At 38.4% G+C, this 362-nt stretch carries 1 protein-coding gene; it reads left to right on the top strand.

What is annotated here, in order from left to right; all coding sequences use genetic code 11:
- The coding region (locus VOR_RS0113925) for a DUF4917 family protein (protein WP_010320309.1) at positions 1 to 297 on the top strand (297 nt) is incomplete at its 5' end.
- Positions 298 to 362: the final 65 nt, after the last annotated feature.

A 362-nucleotide genomic window follows, 5' to 3' on the forward strand; every position in this document is an offset into this window, starting at 1 on the left:
TTTATGATGCGCTTACCCAAGAAATTGGAACGTATCAAGCACAACTCATATTTGAATAACTGCTACAAAAAAATATCGAAACTCAACGGAACCCTATTCGTCCATGGTCATTCAATGGCAGACAATGACAAACACATATTTGATCAAATTAATGAAAGTGAAGTAGAAAAGGTATTTGTAAGCATCTTTGGAGATGAAAACTCAGAGGCAAACCGTGAAACTATGGCTAACGCTAAACGTTTTATTCATGCTGATGTAGAATTCTATGATGCATCAACAGCACCTATCTGGGCTTAATGTACGTGTTACGGCCCCTTGATTGAGGAGCCGTTTTGTTACCCATAGTTGGTCATGACTCCAAT

The sequence above is a fragment of the Vibrio ordalii ATCC 33509 genome, assembly GCA_000257205.1.
In the GTDB taxonomy this organism is placed as follows: Bacteria; Pseudomonadota; Gammaproteobacteria; order Enterobacterales; family Vibrionaceae; genus Vibrio; species Vibrio ordalii.